Origin of the sequence: Nonomuraea sp. ZG12 (genome assembly GCF_052068115.1) — a bacterium.
In the GTDB taxonomy this organism is placed as follows: domain Bacteria; phylum Actinomycetota; class Actinomycetes; order Streptosporangiales; family Streptosporangiaceae; genus Nonomuraea.
In genome coordinates this window covers 1-1,269 of sequence record NZ_JBQHCW010000086.1, presented here as the reverse complement: position 1 = coordinate 1,269, position 1,269 = coordinate 1, and the positions used below count along the sequence as shown (strand labels likewise).

Below are 1,269 nucleotides of genomic sequence, written 5' to 3'. Positions count from 1 at the left end.
TTCCGCATCGAACTCGGCGAGATCGAAGCCGCCCTCGACCAACTGCCCGGCATCGCCCAATCCACCGTCATCGTCCGGGACGACACCCGCGGCAAGCAGCTCGTCGGCTATGTGGTTCCCACCCTCGGCCACCAGCCCACCAGCGCGCAGGTGCGGGCCGATTTGGGCGTTCACCTGCCGGCGTTCATGGTGCCGGCTGCGATCGTGGTGTTGGAGGCGTTCCCCCTCACGCCGAACGGGAAGATCGATCGAGCCGCCCTGCCCGCGCCCGTCTACGCCACTGCGGGACACAGCGCCGCCCGCACTCCGGCCGAGGAGATCCTCGCCGGCCTCTTCGCCGAAGTTCTGCACCTGCCGGCCGTCGACATCCATGACAACTTCTTCGATCTCGGTGGGCATTCGCTTTTGGCCACCCGCCTGATCAGCCGGGTGCGCCGGACGCTGGATCGTGAGTTGACGGTTCGTGACCTCTTCGAGGCGCCGACGGTGGCCGCGTTGGCCACTCGGCTGGATGGCAATACTGCTGTTCGTCCGTCTGTTCGTCGGCGGTCACGTGACACCGATGTGTTGCCTTTGTCTTTCGCTCAGCAACGGTTGTGGTTCATCGACCAGATTCAGGGTCCCAGTGCCGCTTACAACATTCCTTTGGCGTTGGAGATCACCGGCTCGGTGGATGTTCAGGCGTTGGAGCGAGCGCTGGGTGATGTGGTCGGGCGGCATGAGCCGCTGCGCACCATCTATCCGGTGCGTGAGGGGCAGCCGTACCAGCAGGTCCTTCCTGCGCATATCCGCCTGATTCGGGATGAGGGCGGGCTGGCGGAGGCGGTGTCGGGGGCGTTCGCGCTGGAGCGTGAGGTGCCCATTCGGGCTCATCTGTTCACTCACGCGCCGGACCATCACACGTTGTTGCTGGTCATTCATCACATCGCCGCTGATGGCTGGTCCTTGGAGCCGTTGGCCCGTGACCTGGCCACGGCTTACGCCGCTCGCTCGGCGGGGCGGACGCCGCAGTGGGAGCCGCTGCCGGTCAATTACGCCGATTACGTCGATTGGCAGCGGGACCTGCTCGACAGCGACCTCCTCCACGACCAGCTGGCCTTCTGGACTCAGGCGCTACACGGTGCACCGGAGCAACTCGCTCTGCCCTATGACCATCCTCGCCCGACTCGTCCCACCGGCCGAGGAGAGGTCATCGAGTTCCACGTTGACGCGCAGACGCACCTCCGGGTTCAGGAGCTCGCTCGTGCGCATGGGGTGAGTGTCTTCATG

General features: G+C 65.5%; 1 protein-coding gene. It reads left to right on the top strand.

From position 1 onward, the window contains the following. Nucleotides 1-1,269, top strand: a 1,269-nt coding sequence (locus tag ACTMTF_RS49350) for a condensation domain-containing protein (protein ID WP_441117030.1), incomplete at both ends; no start/stop codon positions are given.